The following is a 16,880-nucleotide window of genomic DNA, read 5'->3' on the forward strand; positions in this document are numbered from 1 at the left end:
TCACCTAGCAGCAACGGTTCGGCATGAACGGCGACGGTTCGTACCCCTACCTCACGAACCGTCGTCGGATGTGCCGAATCGTCGACCGGAACACACGAACCGTCAGGCAAACACGCGAAGCGTCGGGCGAGGCACGAGCCGTCGTGCCTGATCCGCCGTGATTCGCCCTGCACACCCCTCCACGCGCAGCGCCCAACCGCGCCACCGGGACGCGTATGCCGCGCCTGGCGGCTCCGACGCCGAAAACAAGAACCCCGGAACCGTGCGGTTCCGGGGCGGTGGCGGAGGATGGGGGATTCGAACCCTCCATCACCGGTTTTCGCCCGGTTTTCTGCCGTTGCGGTTCCGCATAGTGGTGCCGTTTTATGGGGGTGCGTGGGTACGTGTCGGTGCCCATGGGTACGGTCTGGTGTTGACCGTGTCAACAACTAGCCCAAGGAAGATCCGTGTCCTCCATCCGCCACCGCCGGCGCTCGGACGGCTCTGTGTCTCACACGGTGCTGTTCCGCACGGGCGGCCGCCAGTCGTCTGCGACCTTCGACGACCTTGACGCCGCTGAGCGTTTCCGCCGCCTGGTTGATCAGCTCGGTCCCGAGCAGGCGCTTGCCATTCTTGACCGTGCTCCTGCCTCCGACGCCCCGCTGGCCACGCTGGCCGACTTCGCCGCCTCCTACATCGACGCCCTGACTGGCATTGAGGCGTCCACGCGCCGCCGCTATCATCGCATGATCGCGTCTCCCGCCTTCGCGCCGCTGTCCTGCCTGCCGCTGGTTGCAATCGACGTCGATGCCGTGCGCGCATGGGTCAACGGGCAGGAGGACGACGGCGCCGCCCCCAAGACGATCGCGAACCGTCACGGGCTGCTGTCCGCGATCCTCGCCGACGCCGCCCGCCGCGGCATCATCCCCACCAATCCCGCTGACGGCACCCGCCTCCCCAGGGGCATGAAGGCCGAGATGGTCTTCTTGACCCCCGAGCAGTTCCACACCCTCCGCTCGGTTGTGCCCGACCACTACCGGCCTCTTATCACGCTCCTGGCCTCCGCGGGCCTGCGCTGGTCGGAGGCCACTGCCCTGCAGGTCGGCGACCTCGCCGACGGTGCCGTGACCGTCACCAAGGCGTGGAAGAAGGCCCCGTCCGGGTTCCGGCTCGGCCCGCCCAAGACCCGGCGCGCCAACCGCACCGTCTCCCTAGCTCCCGACCTCGCCGACGCCCTGACCGCTACTGCCCGGGGCCGCTCGCGTACCGACCTGTTGTTCACTACCCCGTCTGGTACTCCGGTGCGCCACAACGTGTTCTTCCAGCACGTCTGGGCGCCCGTGACCCGCCTCGCCTCCGGCCGCCCCGCCCAGGACCCTGTCAGCCGCCGCCGGCCCACGAGCCTCCTCGACGGCGTCAAGCCACTACCCAAGGGGCAGGCCCTCGACGTGCGCCCGCGCATCCACGACCTGCGCCACACGGCCGCCTCGTGGATGATCGCCGCCGGCCTTGACCTCGTCACCGTCCAGTACATGCTCGGCCACGAGTCCGTCACCACCACCGCCGACCTCTACGGCCACCTCCTGCCTGAGCGCCGCCGCGCCGCCGCCGACGCCATGGCAACCATGCTCGCCCGAGCCCAGTAGCTTCAACCGCGCTCGCTGGGGCAGGCGGCTGGTGTCATTGCACGGTATGTGCGGTGTGCGCGACTCGACTCTCCGAGGAGGACTCGTCTCGTAGTTACCTGTGTTGTAATGAGTGAAGAACCGCGTAGATCCGTGCACTAGGAGGGAGGGACGATGAAGTTTCGAGGCATGACCGTGGGCGAGATTCGCAGGCAGGCTGCCAAGGATGCTGACGAGATTCTCACCAAGTACTGGGACGGCTCCTTCCCCGTGAATCCGGTGCCGATTGCTCGGGACCTGGGAGCTTCTGTCTTTCTCGCCCAGCTTGGGGACGATGAGTACGGACGGCTTGAGTCTGACTCTGCTGGCCCGAACATCTACATCGACCGGGACCAGCCGGCCAAGCGGAAGGTGTTCACCTGTGCCCACGAGATTGGCCACCTAGTGAGTCACGCCGACGAGCCCGAGGCGGTGTTTGTAGACAAGCGCTCGGATGAGGGACGAGGGACTGCGTCGGAGATCTACGCCAACGAGTTCGCCGGCAACTTGTTGATGCCTCCCGACGAGGTACGCGAGCTGCATACTTTCGGTGAGGACGCGGCAAGCATGGCGGACCATTTCGGTGTGTCCTTGCAGGCGATGTCCTACAGGCTTCGAGTCCTGGGACTTCTGTCCCAGTGACCGACGCTGCGTCAGCGGCTGACGAGCCGCTCCCTGATAACGTCGTTCCCCCGGAGGATGAGCCGGCTGCTCGGCGTCGTCCTTCGCGGAAACCTGATAGCCCCCAGGAGGCTCCCAACTCGCTGACGGACTCTTCGCTGTCCGGCAACGGCTTCGACTCTACGACGCAGCCCATAGTCAACATGACAAGGTTGTATCCGTTCCGGGCGTTGTTCGTTGGTTATGCCCAAGTCCGCTTTCCGCAGCGCCGGAAGCTGGAATCCAAGGTGGAGGCTCTCATCGACGCCAGTCCTCGCTTCTACCGGTTCGTCTGCGTCTCAGACTCGGTTTTTGTTGGTGTGCTCTGTCTGTTGATGGTTGGTGCTTTGGCAGGGAATATCTACGCCGTGTTCATCCGCTGAGGGGGCCACGCCAGACCTGGCGTGGCCCCCTTAACCTGTTTCGCGGCTGCCCGGGCTAGTCGTCCCAGTCGAAGTCCGGGCGGGGCGCGCTGGCGGGCATCTTGTCGATGTTCGCGTCGGTGATGGCTTCGCCGAGGTTGTCGTTGCTTTGTTCTTCTGCGGCGATTTGCTGGCTTTGCCGGTACTGCTCGGCGGCGGGTTCGTTGGTGAATTCCAAGAGATTGCCGGTGACGTCGGTGAGGACGTCGCGGACTTCGGCGGGTGTGGCGTAGAAGAACTCGCGGCGGGTGTTGATGCGGTTGACGCGCTTGGAGGCGAATCTGCGGTGGAGGGCAGCTTCGACAGAGACGGCGTCTTCGGCGAAGAACAGAGCGTGTACGTCGAACTGGAATGGGACGGAGGCGTCCCCGAGCTCACGCACGCGGTCCATGGGGTCCAGGCGGCGGGTCATGCCGATCTTTACCATGTGCTCGCCGAAGGAGCCGATGTTGGAGATGACGTAGACGTAACCGGCGCGGATGTTGGCGGCGCGTTCCTCGACGTCGTTGATGCCCTTCTCGATGGCGACGAGTTGTTCTTGTAGTCGGGCGGCTTCTTCCTCGTCGCCGGCGTCTTGGACGACTTTGAGGACGTTGAGGTAGTGCTGCTTCTCCTTCTCCAGTCGCTCCCGCTCGGCTTGCAGCTCGCGTTCAGCTTTGGCCTGCTCGCGCAGCTCGGCCTTGTGCTCGCGTTCGAGGTCGCGTTCGATCTGCTTGGCCTGCAGGTGCTGAACGGCGAGGTCGAGCTCGCGGGTGCGGAGCTTTACATAGTCGGCGGTGATTCTGACCTTCGCGCTGTCTCCGAGCCGTTCTACGGTCTCGGCCACCTTGTAGATCTTCCTCATGGAGGCCTCTGCGTTGCGGGGTGTGGCGGCCTTGATGATGTTGTCAACCTGGGTGTTGAAGGCGGTCAGGGCTAGTTTGGCGGTGTCTTTGGCTAGCTTGGTGCGGCCGGCTTTGGTGGTGGGGACGTTCGTCTCGTCGACGGAGGTGACGGCGGAGTAGTTGCGGACGGCCATCTGGACGTCTTTGCGCAGGTCCTGGAGTTCGGCGCCGAGCTCGACGCTGTCCTTGGCGGGGTGGTCGTAGTCCACGAATCCGGCCTCCTCCAACTTGAGTTGGACGCGTTGGGGGTGCAGCTTCTCGTTGAGGATTTCGGCCTCGCGCTGTAGGCGTTCAAGGTCGGCGCGTGCTTGCCTGGTGGCCGCGTTGGCCTCTTCCCAGGCCTTTGCCGTGGCCTGGCGTACTTCTTCCTCCGCCCGTTGGCGGCGTTCTGCGATCTCCGTGTCGAGGCCGTTGAGTTCCTGTTGCTTGGTCGCGATGGCGTTGCGGATGTCCGCTTCGGCCTGGCGGCGCCTGCCGCTGATCTCGGCGTCGAGGCCGGCGAGTTCCTGCTGCTTGGCAAGGATGCGTTGGCGGGTATCTTCGAGGGCCTGGGTCTGGTCCCATACGGCTTGGCCGCCGTGGCTGTCGAAGAACTGTTGCAGGGAGTCGCGCTGTCCCACGGTCTGCTGAAGCGCCCCTTGTAGTTGCTGGATCTCTCCGTTCGCTGATGCGAGCTGGGCTTCGAGCTCCCGGGCTCGTCTGCCCCCGAACAGGACGAACGCCGAGCCAGCAGGTCTGCTTGCTACCTGCATCGGTACTGGGGTGGGACTCTGGGATGCACGCGCCGCGGCCTTCCGGTCCGTTCGCCCGGCGCCCCAGAATAGAAGCGCCGCGATGGCGGCGGATGGGATCACGAGGATCAGGGAGCTGAGGATGGCGTCTCCGGCTCTGTAGTCGTCGGTGGCCATGGCACCGATGATCCCGATAACCGCAAGGGCGGCAAGTAGCGCGGACAGGACGCCGAGGACGCGCATGGCGATCCCCAAGCCGGAGGGCTTCATGTGGGCCTCTTCCTTGAGGGGTTGGGTAGTGGTGGCCTTATCTTGCGCTGCGCTTAGCTCGCTCGCGTGGTTTTAACGGCTCTCTAGGCAACGATCTTGTGACGGCGCAGTGTCTCCCTATAGGCAAGGATGACCCAGCACGGCACGTCGAGTTCGGCGGCGAGTGCTCCGAGGTGTGGGCCGGCCAGCATCTCGGCGGCCCGGTAGGCGCCGGGGGTGATGAGCCTGCACGCCACCTGGCGGTCTATGCGGGCCTCCACGGGGCGGGTCTGGTGGCCGTCGTCCCCACGGGCGGCGTGGGTCAGCTCGTGCATGAGGGTGGGGACGGCGGAACGCTCGCTCATGCCCTTGCGCAGGTAGACCGTCCGGCTGGGGAGGTGGTAGGCACCGCGCCACCCCTCCGGCATGCGCAACCACCGCACGAACACCTGCTGCTCGTCAGCGGCGGCGAGTAGGGCGTCCATCGTTGGTCTCACAAGCGGGCACGCTAGCCGCACCCTCGGACACAAATATCAACCCCGCTTGTAGTACCTCGGTTACAAGCGGGGTTGCGGCGCCCTCGGCCGCCGCCGACTCAGAGCGACTCATCCTCCCCGTAGGGGATGTCCTGAGACTCCTCACCGAGATCGTCGCGCCAGCCGGTCGTCTCCGCCAACTCCTCATCAGCCCCGGGCTGGACCTGCGCCGCCAGCTCCCACTCCGGCGGCAGCCCCTCCGGCCAATCAGTACGCCGATCCCCCAGCTGCACGACCTCGGCACGCTCGCGCTCGCGGGCTCTCGCCTGAGCCTCGCGCAGTACCTCCACCGGGTCTAGACCGAGCGCTTCCGCGATGGCCTCCAGCTCGCCAACTGTCATTGCTCGACCACGGCGGAGCACGTCGCCGAGACGAGTCAGCCGCACACCAGACCTGCGTGAGAGTTCACGCAAGCTCATCCCACTGTCCTCTAGTGCGCCTCCAAGCGCCTCAGACACCCTCTCATCGGCCGGGTGCTGCTCAATCGACCTGCTACCCATATCGTGATGTTCTCACATGCGAACACGCCTGGCAATCCCTCTTGACAACGTTCGCGATTGCGAGCATTGTTCTCTCAGACGTTCGCAATCGCGAACGGGAGGAGGAATGATGTCGGTCGCGTCCGAGATCCGAGCCGAGATGGCGCGCCGTGGCGTAACGGGTACCGCGCTCGCGGACGAGGTGTCACTCAAACGCCCGTACCTGTCCCTGCGGCTGAACGAGCATGCCGACCTCAAGGTCGGCGAACTCGTGGCTATCGGTGACGCCCTCGGTGTGCCCGGGTGGGAACTGCTGCGGCGCAGCAGGCGTCCGCAATCCGTGACTGCCTCCGAGCCGTCCTCCGCCGTCGTCGTCGAGCCCGAGCCGGCCCCCGCCGTGGAGGCTCACGGTGTTGCCGCGGTCGAGCGTGTGGGTGCTGCGCTCGCGGGTGTGCCGGCGGAGGCGCTGTTGGAGCACGAGGCCGCGTGTGACTCGTGCTGGTCGTTGGATGACGCGGCCCGGCACTTGTCGGGTGATGAGGACCCGGCCACGCACCGCTCCTCCGACGAGGAGGTCGCGTGATGGTGTGGTTCGCAGATGACCATCTACATCCCCGGCGTGACAACGCGACTCGGGGTGATTACCCGTCGCAGGAGGCCGAACGGCTTTACGAGGCTGCCGAGGCTCTGCGTATGGAGACTGGGATTGACGCTGCTGCAGGTCTGCTACGGACGGCGGCGGACCTCCTAGACACGGTGACGCTGGAAGAGGCCCTGCCGGCCGTCGTGGATGCAGCATCAGACCATGTGCGCCGAGCCGTCGTCGTTCTTGATCGGCTTCACCCAAGCCGGGATTCCTCCTTCGGGGAGGACGAAGGTGATGTCTCCGCGCGTGGTGGGCAGGGTGAAGACGCCGCCGAAGAATCCTCCGAAATGCCGAGCGAGGTCTTTCGCTGTATCCACCTTGGCTCGTGTGGTCTTAGCGCCCTGTTCGACGATGAACTTCTCCCCGAGCACGTGGACCTCGTACTTCATGTCTCCTCCTCGGTAGGTGGTGCCGACGCGCGTGTTGCGCCGGCGGGTAGTGGTGCCTTGGAGCCTACCGAGGAGGCCCCGGTCCCAGGCCGGGAAGAGAGAGCCGCCTCCTCGGCGAGCGGTGACGTGGCGGCTGAGGGCCTGGCGTCATCGCGGGGTAATGGGGATGAGGCCGCCGAGGAGGTGCCCCCGTCGCACGGCCGGTCTGACTCCTGCCGGTCGTGCGGCGGGTGTGGGGGAGTGGTGCCGCGATGAGGCCGCTGCTGACTGTCGAGGACGTCGCGGAGATCCTGCGTGTGACTCCGGAGGTTGTGCGGGATTACGCGCAGGACGGGCTGATCCGTCACCGCAAGCTGCGGGACTCCAAGCGTTCCCCACTGCGCTTCCGTGAGGAGGACGTGGAGGAGTACCTGGCCCGCCAGGAGGTCCGCCCCGTGTGGGATCGCCCGGCCGACGACGGCGCCTCTGCCGTGTCCGTGCCGGTGCGGTCGCATGGGCCGATGGGCCAGTCCGCACGGTCGGCTGCTCGCCGGCGGTCCGCCCGGGCGGCGCAAGCGAAAGAAATGGCCGCCAGCAACGTGACTGCCGGCGGCCGGTGAGCCAAGCAAGCGAAAGGAAAACCGATGGCTCGAACCCAATCTTACAAGGCCCGCCACAAGGCGGAAAGACGTCGTGTGCTCGACGTCGTGCGCGGCCTGCTTCGCCTGGCCGGCGCTGGTGACAAGACCGCTGAGGAGGTGACGGTGCGATGAGTGCGCATCGGAGGATTACTGCTGGGACCGTGGCGCTGACGGCTGGCGTGGTCGTGGGCTGTGTGCAGGCGTGGCTGGCCGTGTCGGGGCGGGCGCCGGCGTTGTCTGGCCTGTCGCTGCTGGCCCTGGGCCTGGGCGGTGTGGGTGCGTGGCTGATGCTCACATCCTGTGACGTGGCGGTGGTGCCTGAGCTGGATGCGGAGTTGGCGGCTGTGGACGCTGAGGTGTCTGCCGGCCCCAGCACCGCCGACGCCGACGGCGACGGCGAGGATGCGGGGGACGTGCTGGCGCAGGCGGCCCGGATCGTGGATGGTGTGGTGGCCGGTGAGGCTGAGACGGTCGTGGATCGGATCCATGGTCAGCCGCACACGCACCTGCACATGGTGCTGTCCCCTGAGGATGGCCCGGGTGGTGAGGATCCGGAGATGCTGTGTGAGCTGACGGCTCCTCGCGGTGCGATGGGGTGGGCTGTCGGCGCGCTGGCTCAGCTGATGCACGACCCGCACCACGTGCGCGGCATCCTGGAGCACCTCGCCTCTGGCGGGGATGCCTCGGCTGCGAGCCTCCTGGAGTCCCTCACCTCTGATGGGGGTGAGTGGTGATGGGGGCGCAGGTGCAGCAGCGGCTGGACTGGTCGCATGGGCCGATCCCCTGCGCGGGCTGTGAGCGTCCAATGCGGCCTGTTGGCCGGGCTGCTGACGATCCGCGCTGGTCGGGGACGGTCGCTCACTCGGGCCATGGCATGTGCTACCACTGCCGGAGGAGGGCGCAGGCGGCGGAGGCCGCCGCGGTCGCGGCCCCGGACGTGGAGGATGTGGTGCCGCCGCGGCCGGCCGCGCCGTCGCTGCGGCGCCTGGCCGGCCTGGAGGCCGATGCCATGGTGGCGTCACCCTCGCTCGGCCGGGAGGTCACGTGGCCGTGGCGGATGCTGCCGGGCGGCATGAGCATGGTGCAGCAGGAGCTGGAGTGCCTGGCGGACCTGGCGGACCAGCTGCGCCGTGAGGGCCTGGTGGCCATGTCGAGGCCGCGCCGGAGTGTGCAGCACGGGGTGGGCGCAACGATCCTCCTGACCCTGACCGTGCGGCCGGCCACGCCGGAGGAGGCGAGGGTACTGGGGCATGAGCCTCGCCCCGCCCAGGCCGCCCAGGCCAGCGAGGTGGCGGCATGACTTACAAGGTTCGTCTGGAGCGGCGGCTGCCGCGGCCTGTCGAGGTGCCCTGCGATTATGGGCGGCTGACCCGTATGCGCGCGACACATGTCATCGTCAACGCGTCCGATCAGTGGTCCGGCAGTCTGCTCTACGTCACGGTATCCGGGCCGGGGATCCGAAAGGACGGCTCCACCGCCAAGGGAGACGCGTACGCGTATGTCTCAGGGGCCGGAGCCCCCGAACGGAACGTCACTCAGGGAATGCTCGGGGACGATAACTGGCAGATCGTCATCGAGACGCGGGCCGCGGTCGAAGCTGCTATGCACGCCATCGTCGCCGTCGACGCGGGTGGTGATGAGTCGTGAGCCCGCGGCGGATTCAGCGGCGGCGCACCCGCGGGTGGCGGATGCCCGACGGCGTTGTCTACGTCGGCCGCGGCAGTCGGTGGGGCAATCAATTCATTGTGGGGCGGACCTACATGTTTTCCACGTTCGGCCGGGCGTTGGAGCACATCGGCTTCCACCAGCAGATCGGTCCTCGGCCGTTCACTCCCACCTCCCGTGCTGACGTCGTGGAGATGTACCTGGCCTGGTTTCAAGGCAACCTGGTAGTACCTCTCTACGAGCCGTACTCCCGGACCATCCCGCGCCAGGAGAATATCCAGGCGGACCTGATGGGGCGTGATCTGGCGTGCTGGTGCCCGCTGGACGAGCCGTGCCACGCGGACGTGCTGCTGGCCCTGGCTGCCGGCAAGCCCCTGTACTCCATGACGCTGGCGGATCTGTCCCCGGTCGTGGAGCCCGAGGGCGGGATGCTCCTATGACTGCTACCACGACGGTTAGTGCTCGTGATCTGGCGGGTCTGATCCCCGCCGGCGCGTCGTCCGCGCCGGTGCCGGACAGCGTGGCGTATGAGCTGCTGGAGCGGCTGGCCGCTGCCGGTGGCCCGGCCACGTGCGCGCACGGACACGAGTGGTCTGTCGCGACCGCCAGGGTGCGGGTGCGGCGCCGGCTCGGGCGTGGCATCACCCTGGAGCGTGACTGCCGGGTGTGCAAGCACGAGGCGTACCGCGAGGCCCGCCGCCACACCCGCCACCAGATGAAGGGCGGGCGGCTGACATGAGGACTGTCTCTGATCTCGCGCGGCTGTGGGACGACGCCATGACTCAGGTCTCGCCCGACTACTGGAAGTGGCCCAACCACGACAATCCGGCCGCATACCTGTCCCGTGTGGCCGCGTCGGACGCGATCGGTGCGGGCCTGCTGGTCGCCCACCACGGGGCGCTGCGCTCCGCCTACGCGCCGGGTATCGCCGAGTACCTGTCCCGGGTGATCGCCCTGGGCAGCGTGCTGGGGACGGTCGGTATGCGCTACGGGGGCGTGCGCGTGAGGGTGGCCCGGGACCGGATCACGCAGGTGGCCGCCGTCATCAGCGAGTGGCGCGCACTGGACGCCGACACCGACACCGAGGAGCGCTTAGACGTCGCTGTCGGCCTGGGCACGGGGTCGGACCTGTGGTGGTCCAGCCTGCTCGACCAGCACGCCCGCCCCCTGTGGGTGACCGCCTGCGCCCAGGCGCCGCGTGAGGCCGCGATCTTGTCTGCCGCCACGGCCCTGTGCTGGCTGTCAGACCTCTACCGGGCGGGCCGTGTCGCCAGGCACCCGGTCTCCGGCGTCTACCTCACCGTGCACGAGCTGGCCGCCTACAAGCGCGACCGCCACCACCAGACCGTCAACTAGGAGCCCGTCAACCATGACCACCACGCCTACCCCCACACCCGCCCCCGAACTGGAGCTGCTGGTGCTGGCCTCCCCGGCCCTGCCGATGATCCACCTGGGCCGGCCCGGTCCCTTACAGCCACTCGTGGGGATCGCATACCGGGAGGTGTTCTACCTGTGCTCCCCTGAGTGTGCACTCCCGTACGTGGCCGAGGCCGTCTTCCCGGCGTCCCCGGAGCGCATCACCGAGGCGCTGGCGGACGCCCGGATGTGCCGGGCCTGCGCCCAGGCCCACGCCCGCCTGACCAACACGGCGTTAATGCCGGACGGGCAGGGGACCGGCTCGCTACTTGCGCTACTCGACCAGGAGGACCCGTCATGACCGCTACTGCTACGCCCGCCCCGCTGGGGGTGATGCTGCATGCGACCTGCGACATGGACACGCTGCTGGAGGCGCTGGCTGCGGTGGTCCCGCACGTGGGGTCGGATAAGGCCGGGCCGGGCTGTGAGCGGCTCCGGCTGGTGCTCGACGTCGAGGCGATGCGCCTGTGCCTGCTGGCTACGGACTCCGAGTCCGCGATCATGGCGTCGGTGCCGCTGGAGGACGCTGACGACGCCGTCGTGATCGACGACGACGACGGGCCTGGCGTCCGTGTGGTCGACCGGGTGGACCTGGACCTGTCCGCCGGCGCGGCTAAGACCATCTTCGCCGTCTTCAAGCGGGTGGCTGGTGAGACGGTGCGGCTGGATGTGCCAGCCGACGGCAGGAGCGTCCAGGTCACCGACACCTCGGGGATGCTGGTGGGTCGGACGGTGCGCGTGGCCGCGATGGGCGAGTGGGGGCCCGTGGACGATGAGCAGCGTGTGGACGCTGCCGCCCTGATCGCCCACACCTGCGCGGCCCCGCTGGCTCTGCAGACCACGTGCAGCCTGCTGCCCAAGACACTGGCGCGCTGGTCTCCCACCGCTAAGGCGCTCGGGGTGCTGCCGCTGCGGGTCACCGCCGGCGGTATGGGCCTGGTCGCCTACGGGGACCTGGCTGACGCCGACAACCTGGTGGTGCTCGGCTGCCTACGCATCCACGGCACCGTAGATGCGGTGCCCGCATCCGAGGCGGCCTACGACGGCCCCGCCACCGCGGTCCTGATGGATCTGCTGCTGGACGGCTCCCCGGTCGGTGGTGAGGCCACCGAGGAGGTCTCTCACGCCATGGTGACGGAGCTGTCGGCGTGGCTGCACGAGCAGGACGACACCGACACCGACACTGACGGCGGCGGTGAGCCCGACGGCGACGGCGACGACGGCGACCCCAACGATGGTGGTGACGCGGCATGAGGATCCACGTCACTGTCACCCCGGATCTCGGCCCGGCCTGGGAGATCACCGCGACCGCCCCGCCCGAGCAGCCCATGGCGTCGTCGGCGTCGGACACGGTGGCCGCGATCCACCGCGAGCAGGACACGGCCGCCGCCATCCTGACCGAGATCGCCGCCTACGCCCGCGACTACGTCAGCCCTCGCACCCCAGCCGGCGCACCAGACGTCACCTACCAGATGCACTACGTCCGCGGGGGTGACGCGTGATGGGCACCTGCGACACCCGCGCCCCATGGCTGGACGTCTACACACTCCCATCCTGCCCACAGTGCGAGCAGACCCTCCGACTCCTCGACCACCTGGGCGCACGCCACCGCGCACGCCCACTCGCCGACCACCCCGACGCCCAAGCGCTCGCGGCTGAGCGTCACGTGGCGAGTGCGCCGGTGGTGGTGGCTATGAGCCCGGTTGGGCTGGTGGCGGGCGTGTGGGGTGGCCACCGCCCGGATCTGATCCGCCGTCATTTGGACGAGTACGCGCCGAGCGTGTGGGACGAGACCGAGGAGACCGCATCATGACCGCCACCGCTACTACTACTGCGCCGCCGACGGTGTCGTTCGCCGTCGAGGGCGTCCCGGAGACGGAGGGCTCGACGAGGGCGTTCCCCACGCGCTCGGGTGGTGTGCGGGTGACTCACACCAAGCAGTCCGCGCTGGAGGGGTGGCGTGCCCGGGTACGGGCGGCCTCGCTGGCGGCTGCCGTGCAGGCGCGCTGGCCGCTCGGCTACGACGGCCCGGTGGAGGTCCGGGCCACGTTCTACCTGCCCCGCCCGGCGCGGCCCAGGTTCGCCGTGCCGGCGGTAAAGCCGGACCTGGACAAGCTCGAGCGCGCGGTCGGTGACGCCCTGGCCGAGGTGCGTCGCGGCGGCTACGTCGCGCAGCGGGGCATGCTGCGGGAGGACTCCCGCATCGTCCGCTGGCAATCGGCCAAGGAATACGTCGACGGCGAGGCCGTCGTCTCGCCTGGCGCCGCAATCGCAGTTCTACCAATCACCGAGGAGACCCCCCATGGAACATCCGCTTGACCGCGTTCTAGCTGCTCTACCCCTCGAACCGCTGAGCGTGCGGCTGCCGCTAAACCTTGTCGAACTCACGCAGAAGGTCGGGGCGCTCGCCTGGGCGAGCTTGGGGCGCCCGGATGTCAGCTTCCCCCAGCCGAGCGATTCGTGGGGGCGTGCCCTGATGTGTAATCGCCTGCTCAACATCACCCGCTACTGCTGTGCCTGGGCCGGCGTGGCTGATCCGGTGGAGGCGATGCGGGAGGAGTACGACCGGGCGTGTGTCCTTCACCCGGGCATGACCCTGGACAGTCCGGAGCCGACCGACGCCCAGCGTTTCGCGGCCGTGGTGGAGGAACTGGGCGAGGTTGCCCGCGCCACCACCTACGACGCCCAGACCGACCGCGGCCACGCCGGCGACCGCGACACCGAGCTGATCCAGCTCGGCGCCCTGGCCGCCGCCTGGGCAACCCGCTACACCACCGAGGAGTCATGACCATGACCGACACAATCGCCATCCGGCCGATCGCCGCCGTCGAGCTAGAGCCGGGGATGCATGTCCGGCACCAGGGCGAGTCCCGGGAGATCCGATTGGTGGATATCGACACCGGGGTGTACGTCGTCGTCCAGTTTGCCGACGGTGACGGTATCGCGTACCCGGCCGAGACCATGGTCGACGTCGTCGTCCCCGAGCCCGCGCAGGAGCCAGCGTGGCCGACATCGCCGGCTATCCGCATCCTCGACGGCCACCAGGACCACCGGGACATCGGCGGCATGGTCGCCCTGCGCAGCAGCATGTACGCCTACCACCTGTTCTCCGGCGGGAGCGACGCCGGCTACATCTTCAGGGATTCCGCAGATGACGAGATCGAGACGTGGGAGGACTTGTCCGTCGTGCCGACGGAGGCCGTGCGGACGCTCAGCAGGCGGCTCTCTGAGCTTGACATCGCCTCGCCGCTCAGCCGTGACGCAGCCATAGCCCGCGTCGTCGACGCCGCCGAGTCTCTCGCCCTGGTCGCCGACTCCGGGGAGGAGGACTGATGGCTGGGGACACGGTTATCACGCTGATCGGCAACCTCACGTCGGATCCGGAGTTGCGGTTCACGCCGTCGGGGGCGGCGGTCGCCTCCTTCACCATCGCCTCCACCCCGCGCAGCTTCAACCGCCAGTCGGGCCAGTGGGAGGACGGGGAGACCCTGTTCATGCGTTCCTCCTGCTGGCGAGAGCTGGCGGAGAACGTGGCCGAGTCTCTGACCAAGGGCACCCGCGTGATCGCGACCGGCCGCCTACGCCAGCGCTCCTACACCACCCGCGACGGACAGGACCGCACCGTGGTGGAGCTGCAGGTGGACGAGATCGGCCCCTCACTCCGATACGCCACCGCCCAGATCACCCGCAACGCCCCGCGCGGCCAACAGCAGGGCGGCCAGCAGGCCGGCCAGCCCCAGCAGCAGCCGGCCCAGCAACCCACCAGCCCGCCAGCGGGGGACGACCCCTGGGGCGTCGGCCAGAACGCCGACACAAGCTTCGGCGACGAGCCCCCGTTCTGACACGAAAGGACACGACAATGACAGACCTACAACCGCCCGAGCCCACCAGCCAAGGCCCCGCCTACGTCGTCGGCCGGATCATCGGCTACCTCATCCTCACCGGCCTCGGCGCACTCCTCCTGTCCGCGCTCGCGGCCCTGACCATCGTCATCTGGAGGGCCGTCCTATGACCAGCGCCAAGCCGGGCCGCTACGTCAAACGCCCCGTTGTCGTGGAGGCCATCCAATACGACGGCAGCCTCACCAATGCGCTCGACATCCTCGACTGGATAGGCGACGCGACTAGCGCCGAGCGTTCTCGTGACGGCGACCTCGTCATCCACACCTTGGAGGGCGATATGACCGCCGACTGGGGCGACTACGTGATCCGCGGCGTCCAGGGCGAGTTCTATCCCTGCAAGCCGTCCGTCTTCGAGGCCACCTACGAGCCCGCGCCTGATCCCGCGCAGGAGGCGTAGCTGATGCCTGGCTTGTTGTCTTCGCTCGCGCGCAGTCCTCCCCGCGCGTTAGTTGCTGTCCCCGAATCTGCCTGCAGGAGGTGCCATGAGCTTCTTCAATATCGACGATGACGCGCCCAATCACCCAAAGCATAGGGCGTTGATAGATCGAGGCCTCGACGGCGATTTGAAGGCGCTTGCGGCGGGCTACCTGTGGACGCTGATGGGCGCGCACCTTCGTAGCGCGTTTACCGATGGTGTGGTCACCAAGCGGGACTTGTACCGCGTGATGCCCGGCCCACTGGTCGAGGAGTTGCCTGCTTATCTTGTGGAGGTGGGGTTGTGGCATGACCACGACACCTGCTGCGAGAAATGCAAGCGCCCCAAACCGGGGGAGTGGGTGTACCACGACTGGGCGCAGTGGTCCCAGCGTACTGGCGACCAGGACCGCCTGCGGCGGGCCTTGCAGACCGAGAGGAAGGACTCCGACCTGCACGATGCCATGTGGGAGCGTGATCGGCTTCCACGGGCCCGTGCTGGGGACGTTGAGACCGCCTTGTGTGTCTACTGTCGTCGCTTGCTGCGCAGGGATACCCGTAAGGGCCCGCTGCGCCCGGAGATGGACCACGTGTTCGCCAGGCCCTTTGGTCTTGACGGCGTGGCTATCGCCTGCCAGGAGTGCAACCGCTCCAAGGGCAACCGCTCCGCCTCGAAGGCGGGGATGAACTTCCACCCGACGCCGCCGCACGCTGCTGCGTTGGCCCGCCGTGCCAAGGATCGATCGCACCCCGGTGAGGGGTTCGCGGATCTCCTGGAGCAGGCGTGGGCAACGCCGCCGGCGCCCGGCGAGACTGTCCCCGACGTCGGCGTCCGGAACTCTCACGCGGAAGCGTTAGAAGAGCCGGTCGATGCCGGGTGGTGGGAGCCATCCCAGCCGGAGGATGACGGGTGCAGTGTGCCCAATTCCGGGCAGGAGGCCGCGCAGGAGCCGCGTGGGCGGGCTGCTGGTGCCGGAGTGCACGCCGGTACCAGTGCGCCTGCTGACGCCGCCCAGGACGCCCAGGAGGACGCTCCTGTGGCCGATGCGGCCGGGGCCTGCGTGCCCGACGACGCCGGGGATCCTGGGGGCTCCTCGCGCGCGCGTACGCGTACGGGCCCGCGCGCAGACGCGCGTGCGGCCGCGCGTGCGGCCGACGTTCGCGCGCCCGACGCTCTCCCGCCCGGCAGGGCAGGGCAGGGCAAGGCAGGGCCAGGAGAGGAAGGGCACGGCAAGCCAGGGCAGGGCAGATCAGGGCAGGGCACGGCCCGGCCTGGCCGCCGACGGCGAGGAAGACGAAAGCGCAAGCCTCAGCCCACCTGCCCGGCCCATGGTGACCGGATGCCCTGCCGCCTCTGCCAGGAAGGAGAACCCTCATGACTGCCTGCGTCTCGGGTTGCACGATCCGTGGCATGCACGCTCCGGACTGTGACGGCACCGCTGTGGACCGTGCGGGCCAGCTGGTGGAGTGCAGGGGATGCCTGCCCAGGCCTGCGGAGGACGGCGCCTGCCTGTGCTCGTGGTGCATCGGCCGGCTGACCTCGACGGTCGCGGGCCTGCCGGCCCTGGCCGATCACCTGCACGAGATGGCTGAGCCGTCGGTGTCTTCGCCGTCGGGCCACACCGACGCCGGCAGCTCGGGGGCTCGTCCGGGTGAGGGGATGCTCTACCCGGCGTCGCTCGTGGCCCTGGATGACCTGCACGCCATGGTCGCCACCTGGTGTGCCGAGGTTGCCGCCGAGCGCGGCGTGCCCTCGCCTCCGGCTGGTCTGACGCGGTGGACGGCGCCCGACGGCGACGGCGACGTGGAGCCCATCGGCCCTGCCTCGCCCGGTGCCACGGCCTGCCTGGTGGAGTGGCTGGCCCCGCACCTGGAGTGGGTCACCGTTCAGTCCTGGGCGGGCGACATGTTGGCCGACCTCGCGTCGGCGTCTGCTCGGGCGCTGGCTCGGTGGCCGATGGTGGAGCCGGACCGGCGGGTGACCGACGTGCGCTGCCCGTCCTGTGGGTGTCTGTCGCTGGTGGTGTCCCCGCCCGTGACGGTCGGCGCGTCGGCCACGGTCCGGTGCAGCCTGCCGGCCTGCGGGCGCACGTTGGGTGAGGAGGACTGGCAGCACACGAGAGCCCTTGCCCTGGCCCGAGCCCAAGCCGTGGGGGCGGCGTCGTGACCGGCGTGGTCGGCCCGGACGGCACCGAGTGGGTCCCCGCCGTCACGGCATTGGACC

At 68.5% G+C, this 16,880-nt stretch carries 28 protein-coding genes; 24 read left to right on the forward strand and 4 right to left on the reverse strand.

What is annotated here, in order from left to right:
- The first annotated feature begins 446 nt into the window (after positions 1-446).
- The 3 genes from BN1056_RS03800 (at position 447) to BN1056_RS03810 (ending at position 2,686) form a co-directional block, all read left to right on the forward strand.
- Positions 447-1,625: a tyrosine-type recombinase/integrase gene (locus BN1056_RS03800; RefSeq protein ID WP_210579203.1), complete on the forward strand. Its 1,179-nt coding sequence runs from the start codon at positions 447-449 to the stop codon at positions 1,623-1,625.
- Between the two features lie 168 nt (positions 1,626-1,793).
- On the forward strand, positions 1,794-2,285 hold the full coding sequence (locus BN1056_RS03805; RefSeq protein WP_210579205.1) for an ImmA/IrrE family metallo-endopeptidase: 492 nt from the start codon (positions 1,794-1,796) through the stop codon (positions 2,283-2,285).
- Positions 2,282-2,686 carry a hypothetical protein gene (locus BN1056_RS03810; protein WP_210579207.1) on the forward strand — a complete coding sequence of 135 codons (405 nt, stop codon included), beginning with the start codon at positions 2,282-2,284 and terminating at the stop codon, positions 2,684-2,686. Before BN1056_RS03805 ends, BN1056_RS03810 begins: the two co-directional genes overlap by 4 nt.
- A 55-nt stretch (positions 2,687-2,741) precedes the next feature.
- On the opposite strand, the gene BN1056_RS03815 is transcribed toward BN1056_RS03810, so the two are convergent.
- From BN1056_RS03815 to BN1056_RS03825, 3 genes are all read right to left on the reverse strand, one after another.
- Entirely contained in the window at positions 2,742-4,517 is a 1,776-nt protein-coding gene (locus BN1056_RS03815; RefSeq protein ID WP_210579209.1) for an SNIPE associated domain-containing protein, read from the reverse strand.
- Positions 4,518-4,693: 176 nt separating this feature from the next.
- On the reverse strand, positions 4,694-5,086 hold the full coding sequence (locus tag BN1056_RS03820) for a hypothetical protein (protein ID WP_210579210.1): 393 nt from the start codon (positions 5,084-5,086) through the stop codon (positions 4,694-4,696).
- 98 nt (positions 5,087-5,184) lie between these two features.
- Positions 5,185-5,625: a helix-turn-helix domain-containing protein gene (locus BN1056_RS03825; protein WP_342343931.1), complete on the reverse strand. Its 441-nt coding sequence runs from the start codon at positions 5,623-5,625 to the stop codon at positions 5,185-5,187.
- Positions 5,626-5,734: 109 nt separating this feature from the next.
- On the opposite strand from BN1056_RS03825, the gene BN1056_RS03830 reads away from it, so the two are divergent.
- A complete protein-coding gene (locus tag BN1056_RS03830) occupies positions 5,735-6,187 on the forward strand; it encodes a helix-turn-helix domain-containing protein (RefSeq protein WP_210579215.1) in 453 nt (150 codons plus the stop codon).
- Between the two features lie 215 nt (positions 6,188-6,402).
- Here the strand turns inward: BN1056_RS03830 and BN1056_RS03835 are convergent, their stop codons facing one another.
- Positions 6,403-6,639, reverse strand: coding sequence for a hypothetical protein (locus BN1056_RS03835; RefSeq protein WP_210579218.1), 237 nt, complete (start codon positions 6,637-6,639; stop codon positions 6,403-6,405).
- A 251-nt stretch (positions 6,640-6,890) separates the two neighbouring features.
- Here BN1056_RS03835 and BN1056_RS03840 point away from each other — a divergent pair, with 251 nt between their 5' ends.
- From BN1056_RS03840 to BN1056_RS03930, 20 genes are all read left to right on the forward strand, one after another.
- The gene (locus tag BN1056_RS03840) at positions 6,891-7,238 is read left to right on the forward strand and encodes a helix-turn-helix domain-containing protein (protein ID WP_210579221.1); all 348 of its coding nucleotides are present in this window, start codon (positions 6,891-6,893) and stop codon (positions 7,236-7,238) included.
- A 24-nt stretch (positions 7,239-7,262) separates the two neighbouring features.
- The gene (locus BN1056_RS14930; protein ID WP_280516429.1) at positions 7,263-7,391 is read left to right on the forward strand and encodes a hypothetical protein; all 129 of its coding nucleotides are present in this window, start codon (positions 7,263-7,265) and stop codon (positions 7,389-7,391) included.
- Between the two features lie 29 nt (positions 7,392-7,420).
- Positions 7,421-7,993: a hypothetical protein gene (locus tag BN1056_RS03845; protein ID WP_210579223.1), complete on the forward strand. Its 573-nt coding sequence runs from the start codon at positions 7,421-7,423 to the stop codon at positions 7,991-7,993.
- A gap of 140 nt (positions 7,994-8,133) precedes the next feature.
- The gene (locus BN1056_RS03850) at positions 8,134-8,559 is read left to right on the forward strand and encodes a hypothetical protein (protein WP_210579224.1); all 426 of its coding nucleotides are present in this window, start codon (positions 8,134-8,136) and stop codon (positions 8,557-8,559) included.
- Positions 8,556-8,906, forward strand: a complete 351-nt coding sequence (locus tag BN1056_RS03855) for a hypothetical protein (RefSeq protein WP_210579225.1) — start codon at positions 8,556-8,558, stop codon at positions 8,904-8,906. The genes BN1056_RS03850 and BN1056_RS03855 overlap by 4 nt, the downstream gene beginning before the upstream one ends.
- Complete coding sequence (locus BN1056_RS03860; protein WP_280516430.1) at positions 8,903-9,364, forward strand: DUF4326 domain-containing protein; 462 nt, start codon at positions 8,903-8,905, stop codon at positions 9,362-9,364. Before BN1056_RS03855 ends, BN1056_RS03860 begins: the two co-directional genes overlap by 4 nt.
- A complete protein-coding gene (locus BN1056_RS03865; protein WP_210579227.1) occupies positions 9,361-9,663 on the forward strand; it encodes a hypothetical protein in 303 nt (100 codons plus the stop codon). Before BN1056_RS03860 ends, BN1056_RS03865 begins: the two co-directional genes overlap by 4 nt.
- Positions 9,660-10,280 carry a hypothetical protein gene (locus tag BN1056_RS03870; protein ID WP_210579228.1) on the forward strand — a complete coding sequence of 207 codons (621 nt, stop codon included), beginning with the start codon at positions 9,660-9,662 and terminating at the stop codon, positions 10,278-10,280. The genes BN1056_RS03865 and BN1056_RS03870 overlap by 4 nt, the downstream gene beginning before the upstream one ends.
- Positions 10,281-10,293: 13 nt before the next feature.
- Positions 10,294-10,641 carry a hypothetical protein gene (locus tag BN1056_RS03875; RefSeq protein ID WP_210579230.1) on the forward strand — a complete coding sequence of 116 codons (348 nt, stop codon included), beginning with the start codon at positions 10,294-10,296 and terminating at the stop codon, positions 10,639-10,641.
- Positions 10,638-11,594, forward strand: coding sequence for a hypothetical protein (locus BN1056_RS03880; protein WP_210579232.1), 957 nt, complete (start codon positions 10,638-10,640; stop codon positions 11,592-11,594). The genes BN1056_RS03875 and BN1056_RS03880 overlap by 4 nt, the downstream gene beginning before the upstream one ends.
- Complete coding sequence (locus tag BN1056_RS03885; RefSeq protein WP_210579234.1) at positions 11,591-11,842, forward strand: hypothetical protein; 252 nt, start codon at positions 11,591-11,593, stop codon at positions 11,840-11,842. Before BN1056_RS03880 ends, BN1056_RS03885 begins: the two co-directional genes overlap by 4 nt.
- Positions 11,842-12,153 (forward strand): glutaredoxin family protein, encoded by a 312-nt coding sequence (locus BN1056_RS03890; RefSeq protein WP_244671491.1) that lies wholly within the window; start codon positions 11,842-11,844, stop codon positions 12,151-12,153. Before BN1056_RS03885 ends, BN1056_RS03890 begins: the two co-directional genes overlap by 1 nt.
- Positions 12,150-12,659 carry a RusA family crossover junction endodeoxyribonuclease gene (locus BN1056_RS03895; RefSeq protein ID WP_210579240.1) on the forward strand — a complete coding sequence of 170 codons (510 nt, stop codon included), beginning with the start codon at positions 12,150-12,152 and terminating at the stop codon, positions 12,657-12,659. Before BN1056_RS03890 ends, BN1056_RS03895 begins: the two co-directional genes overlap by 4 nt.
- A complete protein-coding gene (locus BN1056_RS03900) occupies positions 12,643-13,128 on the forward strand; it encodes a hypothetical protein (protein WP_210579243.1) in 486 nt (161 codons plus the stop codon). Before BN1056_RS03895 ends, BN1056_RS03900 begins: the two co-directional genes overlap by 17 nt.
- Positions 13,129-13,130: 2 nt before the next feature.
- Positions 13,131-13,673, forward strand: coding sequence for a hypothetical protein (locus BN1056_RS03905; protein ID WP_210579245.1), 543 nt, complete (start codon positions 13,131-13,133; stop codon positions 13,671-13,673).
- A complete protein-coding gene (locus BN1056_RS03910; RefSeq protein ID WP_210579248.1) occupies positions 13,673-14,182 on the forward strand; it encodes a single-stranded DNA-binding protein in 510 nt (169 codons plus the stop codon). Before BN1056_RS03905 ends, BN1056_RS03910 begins: the two co-directional genes overlap by 1 nt.
- A 17-nt stretch (positions 14,183-14,199) precedes the next feature.
- Positions 14,200-14,352: a hypothetical protein gene (locus tag BN1056_RS03915; RefSeq protein WP_210579251.1), complete on the forward strand. Its 153-nt coding sequence runs from the start codon at positions 14,200-14,202 to the stop codon at positions 14,350-14,352.
- Entirely contained in the window at positions 14,349-14,639 is a 291-nt protein-coding gene (locus BN1056_RS03920) for a hypothetical protein (protein ID WP_210579254.1), read from the forward strand. Before BN1056_RS03915 ends, BN1056_RS03920 begins: the two co-directional genes overlap by 4 nt.
- A gap of 85 nt (positions 14,640-14,724) precedes the next feature.
- Complete coding sequence (locus BN1056_RS03925) at positions 14,725-16,035, forward strand: hypothetical protein (RefSeq protein ID WP_210579256.1); 1,311 nt, start codon at positions 14,725-14,727, stop codon at positions 16,033-16,035.
- A 32-nt stretch (positions 16,036-16,067) separates the two neighbouring features.
- Positions 16,068-16,823: a hypothetical protein gene (locus tag BN1056_RS03930; protein WP_210579258.1), complete on the forward strand. Its 756-nt coding sequence runs from the start codon at positions 16,068-16,070 to the stop codon at positions 16,821-16,823.
- The last annotated feature ends 57 nt before the right edge of the window (positions 16,824-16,880 follow it).

It is taken from the genome of Actinomyces succiniciruminis, from assembly GCF_900002405.1.
Taxonomy (GTDB): Bacteria; Actinomycetota; Actinomycetes; order Actinomycetales; family Actinomycetaceae; genus Actinomyces; species Actinomyces succiniciruminis.